Source organism: Flagellimonas sp. S3867 (assembly GCF_014698935.1).
Classification (GTDB): Bacteria; Bacteroidota; Bacteroidia; order Flavobacteriales; family Flavobacteriaceae; genus Flagellimonas.
Window position 1 is genome coordinate 270,390 of sequence record NZ_JACVMN010000002.1, and the last position, 22,711, is coordinate 293,100.

Sequence of the window (22,711 nt, forward strand, 5' to 3'; positions counted from 1 at the left end):
ATTATTTGTAGAAAATACGAATCAATGTAATGACAAGCAGCACCAACATCAAAGCACTTAAAATGTAATTGGAATTTTTCGAAAATCGATTGGTCTTGGTCTCGAGCTTATTAAAATAGAAGGTGTAAAGGTATAGTACGGAAAAGGTTCCCGCACCTGCTGCCAACACGAAGGTGGTGATGTCCCAAGCTTCAAATTTAATCCACCCCGCTTCGTTCCACATTGCATTCAGTCCACTATAATAGGGTATGGTAAGCAGGTTGACCGCGGCCAACAACATTCCTTTAAAAAAGCTGTTCTTTTTACTGACCTTAACTTCTTTTATGGTTTGTTTCTTATTCCGTTTTGCGTTGACAAAGAAATAGATGGCAAAAAAAGCAAAAACTCCCAAAGCTATTTTTAGAAGGATATCGATCACCTCAGGGTTTCTATATAAAAACTTGGAAATAAGCACAGAAATATACGCTTGAACCATAATCATGGACGAAACCCCCAAGCTGAAAATAATGCCGTTCAGTTTTCCTTTTTCCACACTTGTTTTAGCTGCATTCATATTTAGCAAACCGGGAGGTACGGTTGCCATAAAAGCAGCCGAAAAGGTGGCGAAGAAAAGTATAAGTATATGCGTCATTGGTTAGTTTATCCTAAACTGGATATAGGTAATTGGTTTTCCTTGTTCAAGATACTGATTTTCATAAAATGTCTGGATTTCCAAAACTTCGGATGGACTTCCCGCATTTTTATATACATCGTGATTGGAATACAATATTTCATCCCCTTGCCCTTGTAAAAGCCCAAGGGTGTACCCGTGCATGAACTCACTATCTGTTTTAAGGTGAACTACTCCCTCTGGTTTTAGGATGTGTTTGTATTTCTTTAGAAATACAGGATTGGTTAATCGATGTTTGGTTCGTTTGTATTTGATCTGTGGGTCGGGGAAAGTTATCCAAATCTCATCTATCTCACTTTCATCAAAAAGATTATCAATCAATTCAATTTGAGTACGCAAAAAGGCAACATTTTCTAGTTTTTCTTCTTGAGCCGACTTGGCACCTCGCCAAAACCGTGCTCCTTTGATGTCAATACCAATAAAGTTTTTCTCTGGATTTCGTTGCGCGAGTCCAATGGTATATTCTCCTTTACCACAACCCAATTCCAAAACAATGGGGCAATCGTTTTTGAAAAACTCGTTCCATTTTCCTTTAAGTTCAAATCCTTCAAAAATTTCCTCTCTTTTTGGTTGAACTACATTGGAAAATGTTTCGTTTTCCTTAAATCTCTTCAGTTTGTTCTTGCTTCCCACTACTGTTTTTTATTCTGAGCTAAAACTTAATGTTTTGGCAAAACTAATGAAATCCGGAAGCAATTTTGACATTGTTTTTATGAAGAACTATTTACGCCCTTTTCCAGAGTAAATGAGAATTCGGAGCCTACGCCCTCTTCACTTTCCACATAAATCTTTTCATCATGGGCCTCAATAATATGTTTTACAATTGAAAGTCCCAATCCAGAGCCTCCCTCACTACGACTTCCACTTTGATCAACCCTAAAAAATCGTTCAAAAAGTCTAGGAATATGTTGTTTGGGTATTCCATACCCATTATCAGTGATTCTGATAATAACCTTGTTCTTGATCAAATTTTCAACGCTTACCTCAGTTGTTCCATTTGGATGCCCATATTTTATGGAATTCACCAATAGATTACTTAGTAGCTGCTGAATTTTTTCCCTATCGGCGTTGACATAGATAGGTTCATATTCCATATCGAAAGTGAGCATTATATCTTTTTGGGTGGCCTTCATTTCCAACAGCTCAAATACATTTTGAATCAATTCGATAATATCAAAATCCTCCCGCTCTAATTTGAGCTCCCCTACTTCGAGCTTAGTAATCAAATCAAGGTCTTTTACAATGTAGATCAATCGTTCTACGCCCTTGTTGGCCCTATTTAGGTATTTTTCCCTAATTTTCTTATCGTTCATCGCCCCATCAAGCAAGGTTAGAATATAACCCTGAACGGTAAACAAGGGTGTTTTAAGTTCGTGGGAAACATTGCCAAGGAAATCTTTTCGATACTCTTCCCTAATTTTTAAGGTGTCGATTTCTACTTTCTTGCCTTCTGCAAATCTTTCGATTTCTTGAATCAAGGTTTTCATATCAGTAGTGACATGTTGTGAAGAGAATGTTGAGGATTCAAGAAGGGAGACATCGTCATATATTTTTTTTACTCTTCTATATATGAACCGCTCTACCCTGATTTGGATAATGATAAAGCAAACTGCAAAAGTGATGAGCGCATCTAGACCAAGAACCAACCAATCCAATTGATCTTTGGAATTGAGAAAAAGCGCAAGCAATGTGGTAAGGGCAATGGTGATCAGCAAGGATGACCTTAGGGCAAACTTATAAGATTTCCTTAACCGTACAGCCATTACAAAACAAACTTGTACCCTACACCTTTTACAGTTTTAAAGTGATGATCGCCAATTTTTTCCCTGAGTTTTCTAATATGGACATCGATTGTACGACCTCCTACAACAACTTCGTTACCCCACACCTTGTCCATTATGACCTCTCTTTTAAAAACCTTGTTCGGTTTGGAAGTAAGCAACGATAACAGTTCAAATTCTTTTCTGGGAAGCAGTACCTCTTCGCCATCGTTAATAATCTTATATTCTTCTCTATTGATCACAATATTGCCCACCTTCACTATTTCTTCAGCATCTTTCTTATCTTCTTTCAACCTTCTGAGCAAGGCTTTTACTTTGCTCACCAATACCTTTGGTTTGATTGGTTTGGTAATGTAATCATCAGCTCCGGCATCGAAACCGGCAACTTGGGAATAATCCTCGCCTCGTGCGGTAAGAAAAGTGATTATGGTACTTTCCAATCCAGGTGTATTTCTTATTATTTCGCATGCCTCTATGCCATCCATCTCCGGCATCATCACATCCAAAATAATCAGATGTGGGTTTTTCTTTTTGGCTTTGGCCACACCCTCAACACCATTTTTGGCGGTGTATACTTGATATCCTTCGGATGAAAGATTGTAGCTCACAATCTCCAAAATATCGGGCTCGTCATCAACAAGTAGAATCTTAATATCCTTAGTATCCATAGCTGATTTTTAACTATTGGTCGCCCAAATGTAAAGATAATACTATAACCATGTTAATGCTTAACATTGATTTAATGTGCTAACATTATTGTAACAGTTTTCAAATAAACACTTAACCTGTCCGTAACATCGCTTTTACAACCTGTATCGTTCTTTGCCTCAAATTAAATAGAACTGCATAGCGAATGAAAACATATCTGAAATTTGTCTTTTTCTTTTTCACCTTGATAGGTTTCTCCCAAGAAAACGGTAGTGTAATTGGTAAGTTGACCGATAAGGAACTTAGCAATGAGCCTCTTGCATTTGCCAATATTTTACTAAAGGGGACCACAATAGGGACCACATCAGATTTTGATGGTTTATTCGAAATTTCGCAAGTAGAACCTGGGTCATATACCCTTGTCATCAGTTTTTTGGGATATGAGACTTTGGAAATTCCCAGGGTACTGGTCGAGGCCGGAAAAGTAACCGAAATAAATGCAGGATTGGGGGCTAGCAGTTTTGGGCTGGAAGAGGTTGTTGTGACCACATCTGCTCGCAAGGATTCGGAAATTGCACTTTTGCTTCAGCAAAAAAAGGCTTTGGTCATTCAAGAGGCCATTAGTGCCGAAGTTTTAACCTTAAAGGGTATTGATGACGCTGCTTCCGCTGTTGCGCAAATATCAGGAATCTCCAAGCAGCAAGGTTCTAGCAATGTTTATGTTCGGGGACTGGGTGATCGTTATCAAAATACAACTATGAACGGTCTTTCGCTTCCATCCAATGATGTGAGCAAGAAAAATATCAATCTTGATCTTTTCTCTTCCAGTATTATAGAAAATGTATCGGTAAGCAAAGCCTACAGTCCTTCATTTTATGGGGATTTTGCCGCTGGCAATGTCAATATCGACTCCAAAGAATATACAGGAGATGGGTATTGGGAAATTTCATTGGGAAGCGGTGTCAACAGCAATGCTTCGGGAGAGAATTTTGTTCGAAGTGAAGGACCCAGCAATTTTGGCTTTTATAATAGGTATGGTAATGATCCTTTTGCCATAGTCCTTTCACATGGAGTGGATCCACAAGAGGCATTGAACCCAATTAATATTTCTGGCGCCATCGAGGGAGGGTTTTCATTCAACTTTAATAACGATGAGTCTAGGTTGAGCTTTTTTGGAGCTGCGAGCTTTAGCAACGGATACGAACTTTTGGAAGGCCCAGCTAGGGATTTTACCAATGTTTTAAAAGTGGATTTTCCCAATGTCAGGGAATTTGCCTATAAAACCACAACCACCGCCTTGGGTAATGTCACCTATAAAATAAACAACGAACATAAACTGAAGTACAGTTCACTTTTCATAAATAGTTCTTCCGATGCTGTCGGATTTTATGGTGTAAACGGACAGGGAACAAACAGGGACGCCATCATTACCACAGACGAAGGGTTTTATGTGATGAACGCGCAATTCAATCAGGATATGATCTTTGTTCATCAATTAACAGGCCAACACATATTTAATGAAAAGCTTTCTTTGGATTGGGGAACAGGTTTCAACAAGGTGTTTTCTGATGAACCAGACAGAAAAAGGGTCACTTTGGAAAACTATCAGTTGGTCTTGGATAATGACACTGCCACAAATCCAGTTTTCTACACCAACATTCCTTTTGACAACCAGCGTTTTTTCCAAAGCATTGAAGATGACGAACTAAACAGTTTTCTCAATCTAGGTTATCAAGCTTCTGAAAAGGTCAAATTCAATTTTGGATATAACGGTAGAAGAAAAGAAAGAAGGTTCAACAGTATTCGTTATGGATATGAAATCCAAGATAGGGACAATACTCCAATCACAGATGTAAACAATTTCAACTCCATTTTCAATGTAACCAATATTAACATTCCAGCGGACCAAGGGTTATGGGATTTGTTAGTGCTGAATCCTATCAACAATGAAATTGGCAACCGTAACAGACCAGGTCTTCCCGAAAACACATATAAGGGCAATCTGAATATTCATGCTGTTTATGCAGCCGCAGAAATTACCCTAGGCGAAAAATTAGGAATCGTTCCTGGTGTTCGACTGGAGTCTTACAGCCAAAAAGTGGGTTACGACGTAATCAACATAAGAGTGGACGACCCCGGTTTCAGAAATGTATATGAAAACATTTTCTTGCCTAGTTTAAATGTGCGCTATGCATTGAACGATAATTCAAACCTAAGGTTTGGGTTCAGTAAAACAGCATCTTTTCCAGAATTTAAGGAAGTTGCGCCATTTGTTTACGAATCGGTTACCCAAAGGATAGGCGGCAATCCTGATCTTTTGGGTGGACTAGACGGAAATGGACCTTCTTATTCTGACATTTTCAACTATGATATAAAATATGAGTGGTTTTTGGAACGTGGCGAAATAATTTCCATTGCTGCCTTTGCCAAGACTATTAAAAATCCGGTGAACAGGGTTGTTGCGGCCGACGCAACCGGCACTCAGCGTTACTTTAGAACAGGTAATCAAGCCAATATTTATGGTGCGGAATTGGAAATACGAAAAAATCTTTACACAGATGCTGAGGACAATGCAATAGTATCCATCGGGTTAAATGCAGCGTATACACATACCGAGCAAGACCTTAAAGATATCCCAGGAGGTGCCGAAAACACCTTTGGAACCACTTTTGACCGAACTTCCGATGAGTTGGAAGGTGCATCGCCATTTATTATCAATACCGATATCAACTATAGTCCCGTATTTGGCAATTATATGCCAAAAGCAACTGTGGCGTTTTCCTATTTCTCCGATCGGGTTTTCTCTTTGGGATCAGGAAGTCTTGGGAATATCGTAGAAAAGGCAGTTCCCACCTTGAATTTTGTTTTTAAGAACTCCTTCGGAGAGCACTTTGAAGCCAACCTTTTTGCAAAGAACATTTTGGATCCAGATGTTACCCTTGTTAGAGAAGGAACCGGTATTGGTGACATTACAATAAGAGCATATAATCTTGGGGTTAACCTTGGGCTGACCCTTACATATAAATTTTAACTTTTTTAAACTAAACGAAATGAAAAACAAGTTTTTACTTTTTGGTATAGCCGCTACATTATTCATGGCTTGTGAAAGCGACGATACCTCGGAAATTATCATAAATGACAACAGTGTTACCACCACGACCAGCACATCTGGAGGAGGTGGAACACCGACCGAAACAAGAGTTAACCTAAATGGGTTATATACTGAGGATCTCACCTTGGACTCAGATATAGAATACATTATCACAGGACCAGTTTTAATGGCCGATGGAACTACATTGACTATTCCTGGGGGCATGACAATCAAGGCAGAGCCAATTGGTGTGAATGCCTACATTGCAATTCAGCAAGGTGCTCGAATTAATGCGATAGGTTCTTCAAGTGAGCCTATTATCTTAACTTCCAATGCTACAACTCCGTCATCGGGTGATTGGGGAGGGTTGATTTTGTGTGGAAGAGCTCCTATCAATTCAACTCCTGAAGGCTCTGATGACATTGCTACTTCCGAAGTGGGTGCATTGGCCTTCGGCGGTAACGCTCCAACCGATAACTCAGGGAATTTAGAATATGTAAGAATCGAATATGCCGGTGGTGCCATCGATGGAAATGCTGAATTGAACGGTCTTTCTGTTTACGGTGTTGGAAATGGCACAACCATAGATTTTGTTCAGGTTTATGAAGGGTCTGATGACGGATTTGAATTTTTCGGGGGAACCGTTAATGCAAGTCACTTGGTCGTAGTAAACGCAGAAGATGATTCCATTGATTGGACCGAAGGTTATACAGGGTCTTTAACCGATATTTACGTGCAACACGGCACTTCACATGACAAAGCTTTTGAATGTGATGGCTACAACACAGATTTTAGCAATGAAGGAGGTTATTTTTCAACTCCAACCGTTACCAACGTAACCATTGCTGGAGCAAATGACGGCGGTGAAGCTATAAGACTACGTGCTGGCACCCAGGGTACTTTCACGAACATTGTAATCAATGATTTTGATGAGGCATTTGATTTGGACGGAGACACTGGCGATAACCCTACTGGTCAAGGTGTTATAGATGACTTTTTGAACATCGTGGACATCACCTTTACTAATGTAACAACCACCCTGAAAAACGATACCGGATTCACTTTCAACGAATCAGATGTTATCTCCGGTGTTGGAAATGGAACTGGAACCGATATAGCCTCCTGGGGTGCCGGTTGGGCTAGAGGTATAAATTAAAGAACAATGTATTTCAACGAAAAAGCTCTGCAATGCAGAGCTTTTCTTTTACCATTCGTCGAAAAATGTAGCTTTTTTCAACCTCTAAAGTCCTATCAGTCTGCAAATTAATTATATTTGTGGCATAACCTTTGCAACCAAATCTTTGTATGAAGCAACTTTACTTCGTCTTTTTCTTTTGTATCTGTTCTCTGGCTTTTTCCCAAAATGCCCAGAAGAATGCAGATATCGGCGGATTTAAGTTGTATCCTAATCCAGTTACTTACGGCAAGGTCTATATTGAGACCAATCTGAATGCTCCCAAGAAAATTTTGATTTTTGATGTGCTTGGAACCCAAGTGCTTCAAACAACAATATTGGGCAAGGAACTTAACTTGTCAAATCTGGATAAAGGAGTTTACATTCTTCGTGTTTTCGAGAACAACAAAGTTGCCACTAGAAAGCTTATTGTCAAATAGTTACTGTTTCTTCGCTTTTTGCTGTAAAACACCTCTTTTTACACCTTTACATACATAATTCTTTGTTTCACAACATTTTGTAGCCATAAAAGAGAGGTTTATCTATTTTTATATTGCTATACCCCAAATCAGCATTTATGAAAATAATCTACTTTCTATTCATTATGGCGTTACCTATATTCACTTTCGGTCAAGAGTTGGTCAGTGTCAATACTGAGCAAAAGCAAGAACTAAAGGGATTTAAAATGTATCCCAACCCAGCATATGGTGATGAAGTATATGTGACCACAGCTTCAAACGGAGCCAAGGAAATTAAAATATATGATGTTTTTGGCGAAGTAGTGTTAACAGACAAAATTTCTACCAATACCTTAAATATTTCAAGACTCGTTCCTGGTGTTTATGTACTTCAGGTAACGGAACAAGAAAAGACCATGACCAGAAAACTGGTCGTCAAATAAAAATTGCTGTAAAAAAGGCCTTTCCGCGGAAAGGCCTTTTTATTTTTGGGTACTTTTATCCATCCATGAACAGCAAGAATATTCAACAAATTTTCTCGATATCCAGTCAAGCCGAATTTGAGGAGTTGGCGATAAAGGTCTTTACCTTTCAATTTCAAAACAATCCCACTTACAAAACATATTGCACCTATTTGAACAAATCACCCGAGAATGTTCAACGGGTCGCGGACATTCCATTTCTTCCTATCGAATTTTTCAAAAGTCACAAGATAATTTCCTCCGACAAAACTCCAGAGGTAGTCTTCAAAAGTAGTGGCACTACTTCTGGCAATACGAGCAAGCATTTTGTCATAGATATGGCCCTCTACCAACAGAGTTTCCTCAAAGGATTTACTAAATTTTATGGTCCGGTGGAAGATTACTGCATTTTAGCATTGTTGCCTTCTTATTTGGAGCGAGAAGGTTCCTCTTTGATCTATATGGTCAATGACTTAATTCAACAATCCAAACATTCAGGCAGCGGCTTTTATCTCGATAACTTGAATGACTTGTGCAAAAAGCTAATTCAACTGCAACACAAAGGAACCAAAACCTTACTCATTGGTGTTTCTTTTGCACTATTGAATTTAGCAGAACAACAACCTATGGCCATCCCCAATACAATTATTATGGAGACGGGGGGAATGAAAGGTAGAAGAAAGGAATTGATTCGTGAAGAGCTTCACAACATTCTTCAAACGGCATTTCATGTTCCGAAAATTCATTCAGAATATGGAATGACCGAGCTACTTTCGCAAGCCTATTCCCAAGGCAATGGTCTTTTTCAATGTCCTCCATGGATGAAAATCATAACTCGAGATACCGAAGACCCACTAGGCATGCAACCTCATGGAAAAACTGGAGGTATTAATGTAATAGATTTGGCCAATGTGTATTCCTGTTCGTTCATTGCCACCCAAGATTTGGGTAAAGTTTACCCCGATGGTACTTTTGAAGTTCTAGGACGATTTGACCACTCCGATATCAGAGGATGTAATTTAATGGCGCTTTAACCTTTTGTGTAAAAATAGGAGACTTCGTCATCCGCAATCAATGGCTCATCCACAAAATGTAAATTCAATGAATTTGCCTTGATTTCGTAGGTATATTGCCTTCCATCTATTTCTATAATCTCACCATTATCTGTGTACGGATAAGTTCCAGAAGGGGCTATAAAAGAACTATCTCCTGAATTTTCAATGGTTACTGTTTTCTTTGAACTATGGAAGGTTAATTTATGTGTGGTAAAATCGAAATCATCACCAAAAAAACAAAAACAGGTTACGTTGTTCAGCACCCATGTTTGGTCAAGTTCTGGGTTGATGATGTTATCATCCGATGAACAACTTGCAAACACATAAAGAATAACTAAAAAGAAGATGGATTTCCTCATTTTTTTAAAGAGATTGATTCAACCTGTAGACGAGAAATACCGTTCAGCGTTGCGTAATTAATCGACCACCAACACAAAATAGTTCTTCTTCCCTCTTTGAAGTAGAACAAACTTATCATTGATAAGGTCGTTTTCCGTTATGCTGTAATCTTCTTTTACTTTCTGCTTGTTTACGGATATGGAATTCTGTTTCAATTCCCTTCTTGCCTCTCCATTGGAACCCAAAAAGCCTGTTTTCGCAGCCAAAGCACCGATCATATCCAAACCATTGTTAATATCATCTTTGGAAACAATGGCCTGTGGAACTCCTTCAAAAACATCCAGAAAAGTTTTCTCGTCCAGCTGTTTTAAATCATCAGCAGTGGACTTTCCAAACAAAATGTTGGTCGCTTTAAGAGCATTGTCCAAATCCGATTTGGAATGTACCATGGTGGTTATTTCCTCAGCTAGTCGTTTCTGAAGTATCCTTAAGTGTGGCGCTTCTTTATGCTCCATGACCAAACCTTCAATTTCTTGTTGGGTCAAAAAAGTAAAGATTTTGATATATTTTTCTGCATCCTCATCGGAAGTATTCAGCCAATACTGGTAAAATTTGTATGGTGATGTGCGGTCCGCATCCAACCAGACATTTCCTCCCTCCGTTTTTCCGAATTTTGTTCCATCGGCTTTGGTAATCAACGGACAGGTTAGGGCAAAACCTTTTCCTCCTCCTATTCTTCGAATAAGTTCGGTTCCTGTGGTAATGTTGCCCCATTGATCGCTACCCCCCATTTGCAATGTACAATTGTGGTGCTGATACAGGTGTAAAAAGTCATATCCCTGAACCAACTGATAGGTGAATTCTGTAAAGGACATCCCTTCTTTGGCATCTGAGGAAAGTCGTTTTTTCACCGAATCCTTGGCCATCATATAGTTGACCGTGATGTGCTTCCCAACATCCCTTATAAAATCAAGAAAGGAGAAATTCTTCATCCAATCATAATTGTTCACCAATATCGCTGCATTCGGCTCATCGCCTTCAAAGTCCAAAAATCGGCTCAGCTGCTCTTTGATGGCTTCTTGATTATGGCGAAGTGTTTTTTCGTCCAAAAGGTTTCTTTCCGCAGATTTTCCGGATGGATCTCCAATCATCCCTGTTGCTCCACCTACCAGCGCAAAGGGTTTGTGCCCTGCCAACTGGAAATGCCTGAGCATCATTACACTGACCAAATGACCAATATGCAATGAATCTGCCGTGGGATCAATTCCAACATAAGCTGCCTGCATTCCCTCCATAAGATGTTCCTCTGCACCGGGCATAACATCATGAATCATTCCTCTCCACTGTAGCTCTTGAACAAAATTCTTCACCATTAATATCTTTATGAATAGCTGCAAATATAAAATGAAGTTCTTACATCGCTGAATAAATCCATTACAATTGGGTACTTTTATCCAATGATTTTGGTTACGGGAGGTACAGGTCTAATAGGTTCACATTTATTGTTCCATCTAGTAAAAAATGGAAAAAATGTAAAGGCCAGCTATCGTAACAAAAATTCCATCGATAAAGTCTTGGAAATTTTCGGTTACTACTCCGACCAAGCTGCTACTTTATTTCAGAAAATATCTTGGGTCAAGGCAGATATTTCAGATATCAGTTCATTAATGCCATTGTTTGAGGGGGTTGACTATGTATATCATTGTGCAGCACTGATTTCTTTTAGTCCAAAAGATTATCAAGTATTGGTAAAAACCAATATAGAAGGTACTGCAAACATGGTGAATCTCTGTTTGGAACACAGCATAAAAAAGCTCTGTTATGTGAGCTCCATTGCCGCCATCGGCCCAAGCACCAAAGGACAAATAACTAACGAAGAAAATGAATGGAATGACACCAACGTTTCTGTTTACGGACTGACCAAACATGAAGCGGAACTAGAAGTTTGGCGCGGCTCGCAGGAAGGGCTTCCTGTGGTTATGGTCAATCCGGGAGTTGTTCTTGGTCCAGGCTTTTGGCATTCAGGAAGTGGCACCTTTTTTAAATATGTATCCAAGGAGAAAAAAAGTTATTTTCCCGGAGGTACAGGTTTTGTTTCCATTAATGATGTGACCAATGCCATGATTTCTTTAATGCAATCCGATGTTGAAAAGGAGCAATTCATCTTGGTCAGTGAAAATCTTTCCTACCGGGAGTTTTTTCAAAAAATAGCTGCTAAGCTAAATGTGAAAGCACCAATTAAACCCATTCCGTTTTGGTTGTTGGAAATTTTATGGAGAATGGATTGGTTACGAAGTAATTTGCGTGGAAAAAGAAGAAAGCTTACCAAAAATGTGATGAAAGGACTGTACCACCAAGAGACCTATAGCAGTACTAAAATTAAAAATACAATTGATTTTAAGTTTGAAAATTTAGATGACATGATTGAATTTTGCTGCGAAAAATTTAAGGCTCAGTAGTTTTATTTCCCGCTGTCTCTGTAATAGAATCTTTTTTCTTTTCTTGAGATTTTCGAACGCTATCGTTTCGTTTTTGGGTAACCTGCTCTAAATCGGCCGATTTTTTCTCTAATAGCGCCTCTACTTTTTCATAAATGGACTGATATTCCAATGGTAATGACGCATAGTATAGGTCGCTCTGTGCAAATTGGACACTATCAATGCCATGTTTTTCATATAGAAAATCCATAATCTTTATTTCATGTAGCTCCAGAGCTGCCCTATAGGACGATTTAGTGGCATTGAGAAGGGCCAAATCATGTAAAATAGTGATCATTTTTTCTTTTGGAATAAGATTTTCCGGTTCTTCTACAACTTTTTCATTGCAAGAGAACAACAGTATTGCCAAAAAAAATAAAATACTCCTCTTCATATATTATCTATCAAATGTGAGTCGTTTGGCATGTTTTTCCTCAGAAAAGTTCCCTAGTTCATAGGCCAAATGACCGTTCACAAAAGTACGCACCACTTCAGAACCAAAGGTAACGCCTTCAAAGGGTGACCAACCGCATTTATACAAAATATTGGCTTTTTTAACTTCATTTTGGGTGTTTCGATTCACCTGCACCAAATCGGCATAGTATCCTTCCTTAATATAACCCCGTCTATCCAAGTCGAACAGTTTTGCAGGATTATGGCACATTTTCTCAACTATTTTCTCCAAGGAAATCTTCCCTTCTTGTTCTTTTTGCAACATGGCCAACAAAGCATGTTGCACCAACGGGCCACCTGAAGGGGCATTGGCATACGGATTGTTCTTTTCCTCTAGCGTATGCGGTGCATGATCGGTGGCAACCACATCAATTCTATCATCCAAAAGTGCCTCCCAAAGTGTTTCACGGTCCTTTTTCGTTTTCACCGCGGGGTTCCATTTGATCAATGTTCCCTTTTTTGCATAATCCTCATCTGAAAACCACAGATGGTGTATACATACCTCAGAGGTAATCTTTTTTTCTTCCAAAGGAATCTCGTTTGTGAACAAATCCGTCTCAATGCCGGTTGAAACATGAAAAACATGCAGCCTTGCCCCGGTTTTTTTGGCCAAAGCAATTGCTCTTGATGAAGAAAGGTAACAAGCTTGCTCACTTCGTATTATGGGATGCAACGCTATAGGAATATCCTCTCCGTACATTTCCTGATACTTGGCCAAATTGGTCCTGATGGTTGTTTCATCCTCACAATGGGCGGAAATGACCATTTCGGTATTGCTGAAGATTTTTTCAAGTACTTCCTCATTATCAACCAACATATTGCCCGTTGAGGAGCCAAGAAACAATTTTACCCCGGAACATGCTTTCTTATCCAGCTTTTTGAGTTCTTCCAGATTATCGTTTGTTCCCCCGAACAAAAAAGAATAGTTGGCATAGGAATCCCTTGAGGCTATGGAAAACTTTTCTTCTAACTTTTCAATGGTAGTTGTTTGGGGATTGGTATTGGGTTGTTCCATAAAGGTGGTAATTCCACCCGCAATAGCTGCCCGGCTCTCAGAGGCAATATTACCCTTGTGGGTAAGTCCGGGTTCTCTAAAATGAACTTGATCGTCTATTATGCCCGGTAACAAAAGGTTCCCTTCCAAATCAATGGTTTTGGCATCGGAATCAGATATATCCCTGTCAAGTCTCGCTATAAAGTCACCATCAAGCAGCACATCAGTTTCAGAAATTTGATTTTCATTGACAACCGTGGCATTTTTTAAGAGGATCTTCGGCATTATTAAAAATTCTTTTTAAAAAATATACTTCTAAATTTCATGGCAATTACACCAAATATGGCTTCTCGAATAATGGCAGAATTCATCTTTGATTTTCCGTTGATTCTATCCGTAAATATTATGGAAACCTCATCAATCCTAAATCCTTTGAGGTGGGCTCGATATTTCATTTCAATTTGAAAGGCATAGCCAATAAAGCGTACTGCATCTAAATTTATGCCCTCCAAAACTTTTCTATGGTAGCACACAAAACCGGCGGTGGGGTCATGCACCCGCATTCCGGTAATAATCTTCACATAAAATGACGCACCGTAAGACAACAATATTCTGAATAAGGGCCAGTTGACCACATTGACCCCTTTTTTATATCTAGATCCAACAGCTACATCGGCTCCATTTAAACATGCACGGTGCAACCTTGACAAATCCGCGGGTCGATGCGAAAAGTCGGCATCCATTTCAAAAATGTACTCATAATCTCGCTCCAAAGCCCATTTAAAACCATGGATGTAGGCTGTTCCCAATCCTGATTTTTCTTTTCGGACTTCCAAAAAAAGTCGATCGGCAAATTGATCTTGCAGCTTTCTTACATTTGCTGCCGTGCCATCAGGCGAGTTATCATCAACCACCAGCACATGAAAGTCTTTTTTTAGGTCAAAAACTGTTTTGATAATGGCTTCAATGTTCTCAATTTCATTGAAAGTGGGTATGATCACCAGGCCGTCTGCCATTCGCTAAAGATTAGAAGCGCTAAAATACGGTTTTCTCATTTGTCTGTCGATGTTACTCTGTGCCTAAATCGTTTTGCTGTAATTCAATATTCGTAACTTTGCGTCATCTAAAATCCCATTTGATGACCCAAAAGTTTCCCAGACTTTTTCTTGTTCTTCTGGCCGTTCTTTTTGTTCTCAACCTTGTGCAGAGCCATTTTACCGAGCTGATATATGACGAAGCTTACTATTGGTATTACGCGCAGCAGTTGGATTGGGGCTATTTTGACCACCCTCCGATGGTCGCTTTTTTAATAAAGCTAAGCAGTCTTTTTTTTGAAGGGGAATTGGGAGTGCGTTTTATGAGTTGTGTCCTTTCCGTAGGGACCTACGCTTTTTTATGGCTTCTTATTGATAGCCAGAAAAAGAAGGATTATGTAATCCATTTTTTCCTGTTGTTGTTTTCAATGACCTTGCTGAATGCCTACGGATTTTTCACCCTACCGGATACTCCGCTATTGTTCTTTACAGCACTCTTTCTTTGGTTGTACAAGCTTTTTTTAAGAAAACCCACTATTCTAGTTTCGGTTTTTTTGGGGATTGTGATGGCTGCTTTGATGTACAGTAAGTATCATGCCGTATTGGTCATACTTTTCGTCTTTGTTTCCAATTTTAAGTTAATTGGAAATTGGAAAGCTTGGTTAGCGGTGATTGTAGCTTTGATATGTTATACCCCACATTTTCTATGGTTATATGAACATGATTTTGTTTCCATTAAATACCACCTATTCGAAAGGCCAAATCAAGCATATTCCTTTGAGAAATTTACGCTCGGCTATTTTATAAATTTGGTTGCAATTTTTGGGCTCCTCTTTTACTGGGTTTATTTGTCCTTGATCAAGACCAGATATTCGGATAAGTTTATCAAAGCCTTAAAATATCTCGCCTACGGGGTACTTATTTTCTTTTTTATATCCAGTTTTAACCGACGGGTGCAAACGCAATGGATCATTGTAATTTCAATTCCCATGGCTGTACTGGCCTTCAACCATCTTTTGGAAAATGTAAAAAGTAGAAAGTGGATGTACCGTATGGGTCTCATCAGCTTGGTAGTCTTGTTATATGCCCGGGCATGGTTAGTGCATCAACCCTTGGTTCCCTTATTGTTTGAAACCCACGGGAATAAGGAATGGGTCAAGTCATTACAATCCAAAGCAGAAGGTGCCCCAATTGTTTTTGAAAATTCGTATCGTGCATCTCCTATGTATGAATTCTATACTGGAGAACCCACTTTTTCCTTGAACAATCATATGTATCGAAAAAACCAGTATTCCATCGATGATGCTGAAGAACGAGTGAGGAATAAACGCATTCTTTATGTTACGAAATATCGAAAAAGTGGGGACATCTCATACTCCTATCCAGATGGCACACTATTTTATGGCGTTTTTATAGATGATTTTCAGTCCTACCGTAAATTGCAATGTCTGGTAGAATTATCTAAAGACTCAACTTTCCATGTATTGAAAGTCTACAACCCTTATTCTTTTGACATTCCGTTAGATAAATTGGACTATAAAGTGGCATATTCCAATAAATATAAACAGGTCAAACAGCTATTACCGATTAAAGCAAAACCCCTTGATGATAACCAATTTTTATTGAAACCGAAGGATACTGCATATTACAGCGTAAAACTACCCGAACCAACAATGGAGCATCCCGGGTATTTTCGAATCGGCATCTCCGAAAATGGCTTGCTTCCCGGACTTAATGGTAAACCAATTAAACTAAACAAATGAACCCAATAGAAAAGGTGGTAGATTCTTTGGATTGGATGACGATGGTCCTTTTCTTTAGTATGGTTGTACTTGCCTTGGGAAAGTATCTTTTCCAGAATAGGTTTTTAAACTTTATCATCCTTCCTTTTAATAACAAATATGTGGTGCTCCATAGCAAAAAGGGGCGATTGCTGAATTGGTTCCATATTCTATTGACATTGTTCCAGTTGGTCAACTTTTCATTGTTTCTTTTTTTGGTCATTAAAACCTTTTTTAATCTGGTCGAAGACGATCTGGTTTCATTTTTAACGGTTCTAGTGGCGGTAGTACTATTTCAATTGGTAAAATTGGGACTTCAATGGGTAAAAGGTTATGTATTCAACACACAAAACCTGATAGCCGAACTGCTTTTTAACAAAACTTCTTACCTAAATTATAGTAGTCTCATCATGTTTATGGCCAATGTGATTCTTATTTACATTGCCCCTAGCTATAAAATTGTGTTTTATGTTGCTTTTATCTTAATTGTTTCCATAAATGCCATAGGTTTTATCAAGCTGTTGAAGAACTATCAAAAAGCAATTGTCCCCAATTTATTCTATTTTATTTTGTACCTTTGCACACTCGAAATTGCACCCTTAGTGATAGTTGGAACCTATCTAAACGACTGAAAGCTTATGAAAGTAAAGACAATTTTGGTTTCCCAACCTGAACCTAAAATCGAAAATTCCCCTTATTCACGATTGATTGAAAAAGAGAAGGTAAAAGTAGATTTTAGACCTTTTATACATGTTGAAGGAGTTCAAGCCAAAAGTGTAAGGCAGCAAAAAATTGATCTTAACAATTTTACCGCCATAATTCTTACCAGCAGAAATTCCGTTGATCATTTTTTTAGGATTGCAGAGGAAATGCGTTTCAAGGTTCCGGACAGCATGAAGTACTTCTGTCAATCTGAAGCAGTAGCCTACTATCTTCAAAAATATGTGGTATACCGCAAGCGTAAAATATATGTTGGTAAGCGAACCTTTAACGAATTGGTTCCCTTGATTAAAAAATACAAGGACGAAAAATTTCTTTTACCATCATCGGACACCCTAAAGGCCACTGTTCCTCAGGAATTGAATGAACTACAGGTTGATTGGAAACGAGGTATTTTCTATAAAACCGTAATCAGTGATTTATCTGATCTAAGAGAAGTCACCTATGACGTTTTGGTTTTCTTTAGCCCTTCGGGCATTGAATCTCTATTGAAGAACTTTCCCGATTTTGAACAGAACAATACACGAATCGCTGTTTTTGGAAACAGCACGGTAAAAGCAGCTACGGATGCTGGGCTACGAATAGATATTCAGGCACCAACTCCTGAAACGCCATCAATGACCATGGCTTTACAGAAGTATATTACCAGTGTGAACAAATAGTATTCTAACGATATAAAAAAAAGGCCCGATTCAATGAATCGGGCCTTTTTTTTAGAAAGCATATCGTTGCGGACCACCTCGCCTTATTTCCTCACTGGCATAGGCTTCATATTTTTTGAAGTTTTCACGAAACGCATTTGTTAATTTAAATGCTGTGCTGTAATAGGCTTCATCGTCATTCCAAGTAGCTCTTGGGCTAAGCACACTGGTAGGTACACCAGGACACTTTCTTGGCTGGGCCACCCCAAATACGGAATGAATGTGATAATTATCGTAATTGTATAACCCCAATTCTCCACTTAGGGCAGCACTGATCATTGCGCGGGTATATTCTAATTCCATTCGTTTACCAACACCATAAGAGCCACCTGTCCAGCCAGTATTGATCAACCAAACATCCACCCCGGACTCGAGCATCTTATTGCTCAACATCTCAGCATAGGCCGCCGGATGTAAAGGCATAAAAGGAGCACCAAAACAAGCCGAAAACGAAGGTTGTGGCTCAACGACTCCAGCTTCAGTACCTGCAACTTTTGCAGTATATCCCGAAATAAAATGGTAAGCAGCCTGTGCCGGCGTCAATTTTGAGATTGGAGGCAATACTCCAAAAGCATCTGCTGTAAGGAAAAAGATATTTTTTACGTTTTTCCCTATGGAAGGAACCTGAATATTTTCAATATGGTGGATAGGATAGCTAACTCTTGTGTTTTGAGTGATGGAAGTATCTGCAAAATCGACCTCTCCCTTTTCATCCATAATCACATTCTCTAGGATAGCGCCCTTTTTAATGGCTCCATAAATTTCCGGTTCTTTTTCTTTCGAAAGATCAATCACCTTAGCATAGCAACCACCTTCAAAGTTAAATACTGAATTATCCGCAGTCCAACCATGTTCATCATCACCAATCAATTTACGGTTAGGATCCGTAGAAAGTGTGGTTTTACCTGTTCCAGAAAGGCCAAAGAAAATTGCAGTGTCGCCTTCCTCACCAATATTGGCCGAACAGTGCATAGGTAATGTATTCTTGTACACTGGAAGAATAAAATTAAGTGCCGAGAAAATCCCCTTTTTTATTTCTCCTGTATATCCGGTGCCCCCAATCAATGCAATTTTTCTTGAAAAATTTAAGATTGCAAAGTTGTGTTGACGTGTCCCATCAACCTCAGCATCGGCCATAAATCCTGGTGCGTTTAACACTGTCCACTCAGGTTCAAAGCCGGTTAGCTCTTCCTCGGTTGGCCTAATGAACATGTTCTGCGCAAACATATTGGACCAAGGATATTCATTGACTACCCTAATACTCAATTTGTAATCCGCATCCGCACAGGCGTAACAATCACGAACGAACAACTCTTTTTCATTAAGGTAGGCAATAACCTTGTCGTATAGTTTGTCAAATTTTTGACTCTCAAAAGGAATGTTGATATTCCCCCACCACACTTTATCTTTGGTTATCTCATCCTCAACAATAAAGCGGTCCATTGGAGATCTACCGGTAAACTCTCCCGTATTTACTGCCAAAGCACCTGATGAGGCTTCTTTTCCCATATCTTTTTCAATGGTGACCCGATGCAAATTGTCTGATGACAGCTGATAATGTATACGATTGTGGTCGATTCCATATGATTTTAACGAAATCGATTTCGTAGTTGAGATAGGCGTACTCATTTAGTTAATTTTAAGTTGGTGCAAAGCTAGAAAATCTAGTCAGTTCCACCTTAAAATATTGCTTATTTATCTAGTTTTCTGGTCAAAATGTAATAGCTGAGCAGGGCCCAACCAACAATTAAGATGCTGCCTCCAATGGGTGTAACAAATCCAATCTTTCTAAAATCAAACGAGGTAAGTTCATTTAAGGCCAATAGGTAAATGGAAAAGGAAAACAAGACGGTTCCAATCCAAACCAATCTAAAAACCAATTTTCGTGGTTTCGAATCCAATCCATCCCATATACCCAAAAAGAGCAGGAACAGCGCATGGTACATTTGATAGCGAACACCAGTTTCAAAAGATTGGATGGAGTCTCTATCAATTACCTTTTCGAGCCCATGTGCGCCAAAAGCCCCAAGCATTATGGCCAATAAACCGAAAATTGTGGCTGTCATCAAAATTGTTTTGTTCATAACTTTGTAATCTTATTTTTTTAAAAATATAACAATTTGATACTTTAGTGTCCGTTTTAATCAAAAGTAAATAAAACGCATGGTTCGTACTATTTTGGTTCTTGGCGCAGGAAAATCTACCTCATATTTGCTAGACTATATCCTAAAAAATGCTGAAAAAGAAAATCTTCAGTTGATTATTGGTGATCTTCATCCAGAAAATATTTCCGCCGATATTTCCTCCCATCCCAATTGTAGGGTTGTAGCCTTGGATATTTTTAATGATGATGACAGAAGGAGGTTGATCGAATCATCTTCGATTGTAGTGTCCATGTTACCCCCAAGATTGCACATTAAAATTGCTGAGGATTGTATCCACTATAAAAAACATCTTGTAACGGCTTCTTATGTAAGTAAGGAAATCGAAGCACTGAACGATGAAGCCAAGAAAAATGGCCTCGTTTTTATGAACGAAGTTGGGCTTGACCCTGGAATTGATCACATGAGCGCTATGGAAATCATTGACCGCATTCATGGAAATGGTGGAAAAATGCTTCTTTTTGAATCGTTTACAGGTGGTCTGGTCGCCCCGGCCAATGACTCCAATCTTTGGAATTATAAGTTTACCTGGAATCCCAGAAATGTGGTTTTGGCCGGACAAGGGGGTGCGGCCAAATTTATTCAAGAAGGTACCTACAAATATATTCCCTATCAGAAACTTTTCCGACGAACTGAGCTTGTTGAAATTGAAGGATATGGCTCCTTCGAAGTGTATCCCAATAGGGATTCTTTAAAGTATACTGATGCCTATGGACTACAGGATGCATTGACCTTGTATCGAGGCACTATGAGAAGAGTGGGTTTTTCCAAAGCTTGGCATGTGTTCGTAATGTTGGGGATGACAGATGATAGTTATACCATTGAAAATTCCGAAGGAATGTCATACCGTGATTTTGTAAACCTATTTCTTCCCTATTCACCTACAGATTCGGTTGAATTGAAATTGAGGCACTATCTTAAGATAGACCAGGACGATATTAGGTGGGGCAAACTTATAGAACTAGACCTATTCAATCATTCCAAAAAGATTCCTATTAAGAATGCCACACCAGCTAAAATGTTGCAATACATCCTAGAGGATAGCTGGACCTTGAAAAAGGATGAAAAGGACATGATCGTTATGTACCACAAGTTTGGTTATGAAATGGATGGGCAAAAAAAACAGATTGATGCCAATATGGTTGTGCTGGGTGAAAACCAAACGTATACTGCCATGGCCAAGACTGTTGGTTTACCGGTCGCCATTGCCACACTTCAGATTTTAAACAATAAAATTACCACTCCCGGAGTCCAGATACCTATTAGCAAGGAGGTCTATGAACCTATTCTTTCAGAGTTAAAATCTTACGGAATTACTTTTAAAGAACACGAGGTTCCTTATCTGGGTTACAACCCTGACACTATCGGAAGTTAATTATTTTCGGTTTTTCGGTATCTTTAGCTTCAATTTTGAAGTATTGACATGAAAAACACTAACACTTCGGTTAAAATTGACGGTATAGACAAAAAAATACTTAGGTATTTGATGGAGGATGCCCGGCGGCCAATTCTTGAGATTGCCAGAAATATTGGAATCTCTGGTGCAGCCATTCACCAGCGTTTGCGCAAGTTGGAAAATTCTAAACTGCTGTCCGGCTCAAAGTTTGTCATTAACCCCAAGGTATTAGGGTATACCACTATGGCCTATATCGGTATTTTTTTAGACAAGGCGATGTCCAATCCCCAGGCTGTAAAGGAACTTGAAAAAATTCCGGAAGTGCTTGAATGTCATTACACGACGGGAAACTGGTCTATTTTGATTAAGGTGCTTTGCAAAGACAACGAGCATTTGATGCATGTGCTGAACAAACGCATACAACAAATTGAAGGGGTTTCACGAACTGAAACTTTTATTTCATTGCATCAGCAAATAGATCGGCAGATTTCAATCTAAAAAAACCCGCTTGAATTGCTCCAAACAGGTTTTCCAGTATTATTCCTTCTAAAGAAGGAAGTCTATTTTTTAATCTCTCCCTCCAAAAACTTGGAAAGCCCAATAGACCAATGAGGCCAAAGCTCCCAATGCCGCCACCAAATAGGTTCTAGCAGCCCACTTTAAGGCATCTTCTGCTCCAGCATATTCTTCTTGGCTTACGACGTGTTTTTGCTTTAGCCATGCTAGTGCACGATTACTGGCATCATACTCCACGGGCAATGTGATAAAGCTAAAAACAGTTGCCAATCCCATCATGACCAATCCAGCGACTGCAATATAAAAGCCAAATCCAACTCCTGCCGCAGCACCCAGCATCAATCCTCCAAAAACAATCCATGTGGACATTCCTGAGGTAACACTCACAACAGGCACTAATTTGGAACGCATGGTCAACCATTCATAGGCCTGCGCATGTTGTACAGCATGACCTACTTCGTGGGCAGCGACCGCAGCCGCTGATGCATTGCGTTGGCTATACACCCCTTCGCTAAGGTTAACGGTTTTATTTTTTGGATTGTAATGATCGGTAAGCATTCCTGGTGTAGATATCACCTTTACATCTCTAATCCCGTGGTCATCCAACATCTTTTGGGCAATTTCGGCACCACTCATGCCATTGCGAAGATGTACTTTGGAGTAGTGCTTGAACTTGCTTTTTAATCTGCTGCTTACCAACCAGCTGATCAGCGCGATTCCACCGATCAATATATAATATGTCATCATAACTACTTCGTTTTAGTCTTATAAATATACCAACTATACCGCAAAAATCCGGC

23 protein-coding genes are annotated in these 22,711 nt (G+C 39.2%); 11 read left to right on the forward strand and 12 right to left on the reverse strand.

Translation table 11 applies throughout. From position 1 onward, the window contains the following. Position 1 precedes the first annotated feature (1 nt). The 4 genes from IAG46_RS08875 to IAG46_RS08890 all read right to left on the reverse strand — a co-directional run bounded on the left by IAG46_RS08875 (position 2) and on the right by IAG46_RS08890 (position 3,119). Positions 2 to 631 (reverse strand): LysE family transporter, encoded by a 630-nt coding sequence (locus IAG46_RS08875; RefSeq protein WP_190810001.1) that lies wholly within the window; start codon positions 629 to 631, stop codon positions 2 to 4. Between the two features lie 3 nt (positions 632 to 634). Continuing rightward, entirely contained in the window at positions 635 to 1,303 is a 669-nt protein-coding gene (gene trmB / locus IAG46_RS08880; RefSeq protein ID WP_190810002.1) for a tRNA (guanosine(46)-N7)-methyltransferase TrmB, read from the reverse strand. A gap of 77 nt (positions 1,304 to 1,380) precedes the next feature. Further along, positions 1,381 to 2,433: a cell wall metabolism sensor histidine kinase WalK gene (locus IAG46_RS08885; protein WP_190810003.1), complete on the reverse strand. Its 1,053-nt coding sequence runs from the start codon at positions 2,431 to 2,433 to the stop codon at positions 1,381 to 1,383. After that, positions 2,433 to 3,119 (reverse strand): response regulator transcription factor, encoded by a 687-nt coding sequence (locus IAG46_RS08890; RefSeq protein WP_190810004.1) that lies wholly within the window; start codon positions 3,117 to 3,119, stop codon positions 2,433 to 2,435. Before IAG46_RS08890 ends, IAG46_RS08885 begins: the two co-directional genes overlap by 1 nt. 185 nt (positions 3,120 to 3,304) lie before the next feature. Here IAG46_RS08890 and IAG46_RS08895 point away from each other — a divergent pair, with 185 nt between their 5' ends. From IAG46_RS08895 to IAG46_RS08915, 5 genes are all read left to right on the forward strand, one after another. After that, a complete protein-coding gene (locus IAG46_RS08895; RefSeq protein ID WP_190810005.1) occupies positions 3,305 to 6,130 on the forward strand; it encodes a TonB-dependent receptor in 2,826 nt (941 codons plus the stop codon). 19 nt (positions 6,131 to 6,149) lie between these two features. Next, positions 6,150 to 7,346, forward strand: a complete 1,197-nt coding sequence (locus IAG46_RS08900; RefSeq protein WP_190810006.1) for a multidrug transporter — start codon at positions 6,150 to 6,152, stop codon at positions 7,344 to 7,346. Positions 7,347 to 7,495: 149 nt separating this feature from the next. Further along, a complete protein-coding gene (locus IAG46_RS08905) occupies positions 7,496 to 7,804 on the forward strand; it encodes a T9SS type A sorting domain-containing protein (RefSeq protein ID WP_190810007.1) in 309 nt (102 codons plus the stop codon). 137 nt (positions 7,805 to 7,941) lie between these two features. Continuing rightward, positions 7,942 to 8,265, forward strand: coding sequence for a T9SS type A sorting domain-containing protein (locus IAG46_RS08910; protein WP_190810008.1), 324 nt, complete (start codon positions 7,942 to 7,944; stop codon positions 8,263 to 8,265). A gap of 65 nt (positions 8,266 to 8,330) precedes the next feature. Then, positions 8,331 to 9,317, forward strand: coding sequence for an acyl transferase (locus IAG46_RS08915; protein ID WP_190810009.1), 987 nt, complete (start codon positions 8,331 to 8,333; stop codon positions 9,315 to 9,317). On the opposite strand, the gene IAG46_RS08920 is transcribed toward IAG46_RS08915, so the two are convergent. Both IAG46_RS08920 and tyrS read right to left on the reverse strand, forming a co-directional pair. After that, complete coding sequence (locus tag IAG46_RS08920; RefSeq protein WP_190810010.1) at positions 9,314 to 9,697, reverse strand: hypothetical protein; 384 nt, start codon at positions 9,695 to 9,697, stop codon at positions 9,314 to 9,316. The two genes, IAG46_RS08915 and IAG46_RS08920, sit on opposite strands and share 4 nt — an antisense overlap. Positions 9,698 to 9,754: 57 nt before the next feature. Beyond that, positions 9,755 to 11,050, reverse strand: a complete 1,296-nt coding sequence (gene tyrS / locus IAG46_RS08925) for a tyrosine--tRNA ligase (RefSeq protein WP_190810011.1) — start codon at positions 11,048 to 11,050, stop codon at positions 9,755 to 9,757. An 84-nt stretch (positions 11,051 to 11,134) separates the two neighbouring features. Here tyrS and IAG46_RS08930 point away from each other — a divergent pair, with 84 nt between their 5' ends. Next, positions 11,135 to 12,136 carry an SDR family NAD(P)-dependent oxidoreductase gene (locus tag IAG46_RS08930; RefSeq protein ID WP_190810012.1) on the forward strand — a complete coding sequence of 334 codons (1,002 nt, stop codon included), beginning with the start codon at positions 11,135 to 11,137 and terminating at the stop codon, positions 12,134 to 12,136. Here IAG46_RS08930 and IAG46_RS08935 read toward each other — a convergent pair. The 3 genes from IAG46_RS08935 to IAG46_RS08945 are packed head-to-tail and all read right to left on the reverse strand — an operon-like array spanning position 12,123 to position 14,617. Beyond that, positions 12,123 to 12,548: a DUF4296 domain-containing protein gene (locus IAG46_RS08935; protein WP_190810013.1), complete on the reverse strand. Its 426-nt coding sequence runs from the start codon at positions 12,546 to 12,548 to the stop codon at positions 12,123 to 12,125. The two genes, IAG46_RS08930 and IAG46_RS08935, sit on opposite strands and share 14 nt — an antisense overlap. A 3-nt stretch (positions 12,549 to 12,551) precedes the next feature. Beyond that, on the reverse strand, positions 12,552 to 13,886 hold the full coding sequence (locus IAG46_RS08940; RefSeq protein WP_190810014.1) for a dihydroorotase: 1,335 nt from the start codon (positions 13,884 to 13,886) through the stop codon (positions 12,552 to 12,554). 2 nt (positions 13,887 to 13,888) lie between these two features. Continuing rightward, positions 13,889 to 14,617 carry a polyprenol monophosphomannose synthase gene (locus IAG46_RS08945; protein ID WP_190810015.1) on the reverse strand — a complete coding sequence of 243 codons (729 nt, stop codon included), beginning with the start codon at positions 14,615 to 14,617 and terminating at the stop codon, positions 13,889 to 13,891. A 122-nt stretch (positions 14,618 to 14,739) separates the two neighbouring features. On the opposite strand from IAG46_RS08945, the gene IAG46_RS08950 reads away from it, so the two are divergent. From IAG46_RS08950 to IAG46_RS08960, 3 genes are read left to right on the forward strand one after another with little or no spacing between them, the layout of a single operon-like run. Beyond that, the gene (locus IAG46_RS08950; protein WP_190810016.1) at positions 14,740 to 16,398 is read left to right on the forward strand and encodes a glycosyltransferase family 39 protein; all 1,659 of its coding nucleotides are present in this window, start codon (positions 14,740 to 14,742) and stop codon (positions 16,396 to 16,398) included. Then, complete coding sequence (locus IAG46_RS08955; protein ID WP_190810017.1) at positions 16,395 to 17,048, forward strand: DUF4271 domain-containing protein; 654 nt, start codon at positions 16,395 to 16,397, stop codon at positions 17,046 to 17,048. Before IAG46_RS08950 ends, IAG46_RS08955 begins: the two co-directional genes overlap by 4 nt. A gap of 6 nt (positions 17,049 to 17,054) precedes the next feature. Continuing rightward, positions 17,055 to 17,798, forward strand: coding sequence for a uroporphyrinogen-III synthase (locus IAG46_RS08960; RefSeq protein ID WP_190810018.1), 744 nt, complete (start codon positions 17,055 to 17,057; stop codon positions 17,796 to 17,798). A gap of 51 nt (positions 17,799 to 17,849) precedes the next feature. Here the strand turns inward: IAG46_RS08960 and pckA are convergent, their stop codons facing one another. After that, positions 17,850 to 19,466: a phosphoenolpyruvate carboxykinase (ATP) gene (gene pckA / locus IAG46_RS08965; RefSeq protein ID WP_190810019.1), complete on the reverse strand. Its 1,617-nt coding sequence runs from the start codon at positions 19,464 to 19,466 to the stop codon at positions 17,850 to 17,852. A 62-nt stretch (positions 19,467 to 19,528) separates the two neighbouring features. Further along, entirely contained in the window at positions 19,529 to 19,903 is a 375-nt protein-coding gene (locus tag IAG46_RS08970; protein WP_368668175.1) for a DUF423 domain-containing protein, read from the reverse strand. A gap of 97 nt (positions 19,904 to 20,000) precedes the next feature. Here IAG46_RS08970 and IAG46_RS08975 point away from each other — a divergent pair, with 97 nt between their 5' ends. Both IAG46_RS08975 and IAG46_RS08980 read left to right on the forward strand, forming a co-directional pair. Then, positions 20,001 to 21,374 (forward strand): saccharopine dehydrogenase family protein, encoded by a 1,374-nt coding sequence (locus IAG46_RS08975; RefSeq protein WP_190810021.1) that lies wholly within the window; start codon positions 20,001 to 20,003, stop codon positions 21,372 to 21,374. Between the two features lie 48 nt (positions 21,375 to 21,422). Beyond that, entirely contained in the window at positions 21,423 to 21,893 is a 471-nt protein-coding gene (locus IAG46_RS08980) for an Lrp/AsnC ligand binding domain-containing protein (RefSeq protein WP_190810022.1), read from the forward strand. A 69-nt stretch (positions 21,894 to 21,962) separates the two neighbouring features. Here the strand turns inward: IAG46_RS08980 and IAG46_RS08985 are convergent, their stop codons facing one another. Beyond that, the gene (locus IAG46_RS08985) at positions 21,963 to 22,658 is read right to left on the reverse strand and encodes a zinc metallopeptidase (RefSeq protein WP_190810023.1); all 696 of its coding nucleotides are present in this window, start codon (positions 22,656 to 22,658) and stop codon (positions 21,963 to 21,965) included. Positions 22,659 to 22,711 lie beyond the last annotated feature (53 nt).

Excerpts from the sequence above, each read along its gene's own strand:
- IAG46_RS08890 (WP_190810004.1), bottom strand. The coding sequence starts at position 3,119 with ATGGATACTAAGGATATTAAGATTCTACTTGTTGATGACGAGCCCGAT.
- IAG46_RS08915 (WP_190810009.1), top strand. The coding sequence starts at position 8,331 with ATGAACAGCAAGAATATTCAACAAATTTTCTCGATATCCAGTCAAGCC.
- IAG46_RS08910 (WP_190810008.1), top strand. The coding sequence starts at position 7,942 with ATGAAAATAATCTACTTTCTATTCATTATGGCGTTACCTATATTCACT.
- IAG46_RS08955 (WP_190810017.1), top strand. The coding sequence starts at position 16,395 with ATGAACCCAATAGAAAAGGTGGTAGATTCTTTGGATTGGATGACGATG.
- IAG46_RS08970 (WP_368668175.1), bottom strand. The coding sequence starts at position 19,903 with ATGACAGCCACAATTTTCGGTTTATTGGCCATAATGCTTGGGGCTTTT.
- IAG46_RS08900 (WP_190810006.1), top strand. The coding sequence starts at position 6,150 with ATGAAAAACAAGTTTTTACTTTTTGGTATAGCCGCTACATTATTCATG.
- IAG46_RS08935 (WP_190810013.1), bottom strand. The coding sequence starts at position 12,548 with ATGAAGAGGAGTATTTTATTTTTTTTGGCAATACTGTTGTTCTCTTGC.
- IAG46_RS08945 (WP_190810015.1), bottom strand. The coding sequence starts at position 14,617 with ATGGCAGACGGCCTGGTGATCATACCCACTTTCAATGAAATTGAGAAC.
- IAG46_RS08980 (WP_190810022.1), top strand. The coding sequence starts at position 21,423 with ATGAAAAACACTAACACTTCGGTTAAAATTGACGGTATAGACAAAAAA.
- IAG46_RS08875 (WP_190810001.1), bottom strand. The coding sequence starts at position 631 with ATGACGCATATACTTATACTTTTCTTCGCCACCTTTTCGGCTGCTTTT.
- IAG46_RS08975 (WP_190810021.1), top strand. The coding sequence starts at position 20,001 with ATGGTTCGTACTATTTTGGTTCTTGGCGCAGGAAAATCTACCTCATAT.
- IAG46_RS08905 (WP_190810007.1), top strand. The coding sequence starts at position 7,496 with ATGAAGCAACTTTACTTCGTCTTTTTCTTTTGTATCTGTTCTCTGGCT.
- IAG46_RS08985 (WP_190810023.1), bottom strand. The coding sequence starts at position 22,658 with ATGATGACATATTATATATTGATCGGTGGAATCGCGCTGATCAGCTGG.
- tyrS (WP_190810011.1), bottom strand. The coding sequence starts at position 11,050 with ATGGTGAAGAATTTTGTTCAAGAGCTACAGTGGAGAGGAATGATTCAT.
- IAG46_RS08885 (WP_190810003.1), bottom strand. The coding sequence starts at position 2,433 with ATGGCTGTACGGTTAAGGAAATCTTATAAGTTTGCCCTAAGGTCATCC.
- IAG46_RS08960 (WP_190810018.1), top strand. The coding sequence starts at position 17,055 with ATGAAAGTAAAGACAATTTTGGTTTCCCAACCTGAACCTAAAATCGAA.
- IAG46_RS08940 (WP_190810014.1), bottom strand. The coding sequence starts at position 13,886 with ATGCCGAAGATCCTCTTAAAAAATGCCACGGTTGTCAATGAAAATCAA.
- pckA (WP_190810019.1), bottom strand. The coding sequence starts at position 19,466 with ATGAGTACGCCTATCTCAACTACGAAATCGATTTCGTTAAAATCATAT.
- IAG46_RS08950 (WP_190810016.1), top strand. The coding sequence starts at position 14,740 with ATGACCCAAAAGTTTCCCAGACTTTTTCTTGTTCTTCTGGCCGTTCTT.
- IAG46_RS08895 (WP_190810005.1), top strand. The coding sequence starts at position 3,305 with ATGAAAACATATCTGAAATTTGTCTTTTTCTTTTTCACCTTGATAGGT.
- IAG46_RS08930 (WP_190810012.1), top strand. The coding sequence starts at position 11,135 with ATGATTTTGGTTACGGGAGGTACAGGTCTAATAGGTTCACATTTATTG.
- IAG46_RS08920 (WP_190810010.1), bottom strand. The coding sequence starts at position 9,697 with ATGAGGAAATCCATCTTCTTTTTAGTTATTCTTTATGTGTTTGCAAGT.